General features: G+C 73.6%; 4 protein-coding genes. 1 reads left to right on the top strand and 3 read right to left on the bottom strand.

Going from position 1 to position 3,687, the window contains the following annotated elements; translation table 11 throughout:
- Positions 1-247 precede the first annotated feature (247 nt).
- From H5J29_RS24990 to H5J29_RS25000, 3 genes are all read right to left on the bottom strand, one after another.
- The gene (locus H5J29_RS24990; protein ID WP_181783472.1) at positions 248-526 is read right to left on the bottom strand and encodes a MoaD/ThiS family protein; all 279 of its coding nucleotides are present in this window, start codon (positions 524-526) and stop codon (positions 248-250) included.
- A 5-nt stretch (positions 527-531) separates the two neighbouring features.
- A complete protein-coding gene (gene moaA / locus H5J29_RS24995; protein ID WP_246394258.1) occupies positions 532-1,572 on the bottom strand; it encodes a GTP 3',8-cyclase MoaA in 1,041 nt (346 codons plus the stop codon).
- 205 nt (positions 1,573-1,777) lie between these two features.
- Positions 1,778-2,863, bottom strand: coding sequence for an LLM class F420-dependent oxidoreductase (locus H5J29_RS25000; protein WP_181783474.1), 1,086 nt, complete (start codon positions 2,861-2,863; stop codon positions 1,778-1,780).
- 11 nt (positions 2,864-2,874) lie between these two features.
- Between H5J29_RS25000 and H5J29_RS25005 the strand changes: the two genes are divergently transcribed.
- The coding region (locus H5J29_RS25005) for a Y-family DNA polymerase (RefSeq protein ID WP_446686490.1) at positions 2,875-3,687 on the top strand (813 nt) is incomplete at its 3' end.

A 3,687-nucleotide genomic window follows, 5' to 3' on the forward strand; every position in this document is an offset into this window, starting at 1 on the left:
GCGGCGGGGCGCTCGCCGCCCTGCTCGCGGGGACGAAGGAGTGGCTGCAGCGTCGCGCCGAGGGCCGGCGGCTGAGCATCACGATCGGGGGCGACACCCTCGAGCTCGCCCGGGCCACCGACGCCGAGCGTGCGGCCCTGCTCCAGGCGTTCGTCGACCGGCACGGGGGGTAGCGGTGCCCGGCAGGTACGCCCTGCTGATCGCCACCGACACCCACGCCGATCCCGAGAGTGAGGCCGGCCTGGGCTCAGCCGCCGGCGAAGGGCGGCAGGACGTCCACGACCGCGCCCTCGGGGAGCACCCGCTCCCGGTCCCGCACGGCGATCTCGTCCACCAGGAACGAGCAGCGGGCGAGCACGCGCGCGAACTCGGGCCCGTGCCGCTCGGCGAGGATCTCGGCCAGGGCCGCGACCGAGGCCCCGGTCGGGACCTCGAGGGTCTCGGCCTGCGTGCCCGCCGCGGACTTGGCCGCGGCGAAGTAGCGGACCTCGACGGTACGGGTGAGAGTGCTCGTCACGGGCGCCATCCTCCTCAGCCGCCGATCGCGCTCATCGGGCGGTCCGGTTGCAGGAAGCCGGGATCGTCGATGCCGTGGCCCGCGAGCTTGCCCCACATGGCGGTCCGCCAGGTGTCGGCGATCTCCGCGTCCGTGGACCCGCCGCGGAGCAGGGCGCGCAGGTCGGTCTCGGTGCGGGCGAACAGACACGAGCGGACCTGGCCGTCCGCGGTCAGCCGGGTGCGGTCGCACGCGCCGCAGAAGGGGCGGGTGACCGAGGCGATCACGCCGACCCGGGCCGGGCCGCCGTCGACCAGGTAGCGCTCGGCGGGGGCGCCGCCGCGGGCCTCGCCGTCCGGGGTGAGCGAGAACCGGGCGGAGAGCCGCTCCATGATCTCCCCGGCGGTGATCATCTCGCTGCGTTCCCAGCCGTGCTGGGCGTCGAGCGGCATCTGCTCGATGAACCGCAGCTCGTAGCCGTGCTCGACGGCGAACGCGAGCATGTCCGCGGCCTCGTCGTCGTTCGTGCCGCGCAGCAGCACACTGTTGATCTTCACCGGGTTCAGGCCTGCGGCGCGGGCCGCGGCGAGCCCCGCGAGCACGTCGGAGAGCCGGTCTCGGCGCGTGATCGTCGCGAACCGCTCCGGTCGCAGCGTGTCCATCGAGACGTTGAGCCGGTTGACCCCGGCCGCGGCGAGGGCCTCGGCGCGGCGGGCGAGCCCGATCCCGTTGGTGGTCAGCGAGATGTCCGGGCGGGGCTCCAGCGCGGCCGAGGCGGCGATGAGCTCCTCGAGGCCCTTGCGCAGCAGCGGTTCGCCGCCGGTGAAGCGGAGCTCGTGGATGCCGAGGTCCCGCACGGCGATCGTGATCAGCCGCATCAGCTCGGCGTCGGTCAGCTGTTCCTCGCGAGGCATCCAGTCCAGGCCCTCGGCGGGCATGCAGTAGGTGCAGCGCAGGTTGCAGCGGTCGGTGAGCGAGATCCGCAGGTCCGTCGCGACCCGGCCGAAGGAGTCCACCAGTCGTGGATCGGCGGGGCGTGACGGGTCCGAGGTGGGGGCGCTCCGCAGGGCGGGCAGGCCCAGGGAGATCGTGTTCGATGCCGTCACGACACGAGGGTAACCGGCCTCACCGATCTTCACCCATGGCAGGAAACGCCAGGTCAGAAGCATCCGCAGATGCGGAGGCAGGCCGCGTCGCGGCACGCAGGAGCGGGCCGCGACGCGGTGGGGTGCCTGACCGTTGGGCGAGGGACGCCCACGGGACCGGGCACCCGGTGCCCGGTCAGACCTCGGTCTTGAGGATGCAGATCGCGAGGTGGGCGGCGAGCACGGCCTCGCGGGCGTCCGCCCCGATGCCCGGGTCCGCCTCGGCCGCGGCCTTGGCGCTGTCCCCGGCCTGTTCCAGCTCGACGACGGCGTCGTGCGCGGCCGCGTCGCTCTCCGCAGCCAGCTGCCCGGCCTTGTCCGCCTTCGTGTCGAACTCCCGGACGACGGCGCGGGTCACGACGGACGCGCCCGCGTCCGCCTCCGCGGCTCGCAGCGCCGTCGTGGTGGTGGCCTTGACCTCGCCGAGGCGGGACTGGACGTCGGTGTCGGTGAGGGCGAACAGCACCCGGTCGACGCCGGCGTCGGCGTAGGCGCTCAGGGCATCCGGCTTCGGGACGGCACCGAAGATCGTGACCGGGAGGTGCCCGCGGCCTGCGTCGGCGGCCTTGCGCTGCAGCTCGGCGACGCGTTCGGCGAAGGCGTCGAGCTCGGAGAGCCTGATCCGCAGCGGGATCCAGCCGTCGCCGTGCGAGACCACCCGGTCCAGCACGGTCGGCCCGCCGCCGCCGACCAGGATCGGCGGCACCCGCACGGGCTTGGGCCAGGACCAGATCGGGTCGAAGTCCACGAACTCGCCGTGGTACTCGGCCTCGTCCTGCGTCCAGATGGCCTTGCAGGCCTCGATCCGCTCGAGCATCGCGGCGTTGCGGCGCTTCGGGTCCACGCCGTGGTTCGCCATCTCCTCGACGTTCCAGCCCACGCCGACGCCCAGCTCGAACCGGCCGTTCGCGAGCCGGTCGACACTCGCGACCTCCTTCGCGAGGTTGATCGGGTGGTGCTGGTTGACGAGCGACACGCCGGTGCCGAGCGTGATCCGCTCGGTGACCGCGGCCATCGCGCCGAGCGCGACGTAGGGGTCGAACGTGTGGCTGTACTGCCTCGGCAGCTCGGCGCCGCCGGGCCACGGCGACTCGCGGCTCACCGGGATGTGCGTGTGCTCGGTGAGGAACAGCGAGCCGAAGCCGCGTTCCTCGACGCCGCGGGCGAGCGTGACCGCATCGATGCCGTAGTCGGTGAGGAAGGTGCTGACGCCGTGGTCCATGTCCCGGCACGATGCCACGTGTGGTCCTCCTGCACATCGATGTGGATCAGTTCCTGGTCGCTCTCGCCCGCCGCGAGGACCCGTCGCTGGTCGGCCGCCCGGTGATCGTGGGCGGTACCGGTGACCCGACCGTGCCGCGCACGGTCTGCATGTGCGCCTCCTACGAGGCGCGATCGGCAGGCGTGCGGGCGGGCACCCCGCTCCGCCTGGCCGGGCGCAAGCTGCCCGAGGCCGTTTTCCTCCCATATGACGAGAAATCCTGTGCGACGGGATCGGCGCAGGTCATGGCCGTGCTGCGCGAGCTGGGGGAGGTGGAGGTCCTGGGCTGGGAGGAGGCCTTCCTCGCCCCCACCCACCCCGCGAGCCACCCACCCCCGACGCGCGAGTCCCTCACTTCAGACGCGCGAGTCGGACAGGAGGGCCCGCGAGTCGGACAGGAGGGCCCGCGAGTCGGACAGGACGGCGCGCGAGTTGGACATGACGGCCCGGGAGTTGGACATGACGGCCCGGGAGTCGGACATGAGGGCCCGGGAGTCGGACAGGACGGCGCGCGAGTCGGACGAGGCGGCGCGGGAGGGTCGGCGGGGCCGTCTGCGGGAGGGGCGCCGATCGACGAGGCGGATCGCCTCGCACTCGCTCGGCGGGTCCAGGAGACCGTGCGGCAGCGGACCGGGCTGGTGTGCTCGGTCGGCGTGGGGGACACCCCGCTGCAGGCCAAGACCGCGACGGGGTTCGGCAAGCCCGCCGGCATCGGGGTGCTGTCCACGCAGACCTGGCTCGCCGTCATGGGCGAGCGGCCGACGGCGGCGCTCTGGGGGATCGGC

It is taken from the genome of Pseudonocardia pini (genome assembly GCF_013870575.1).
GTDB classification, from domain to species: Bacteria; Actinomycetota; Actinomycetes; order Mycobacteriales; family Pseudonocardiaceae; genus Pseudonocardia; species Pseudonocardia pini.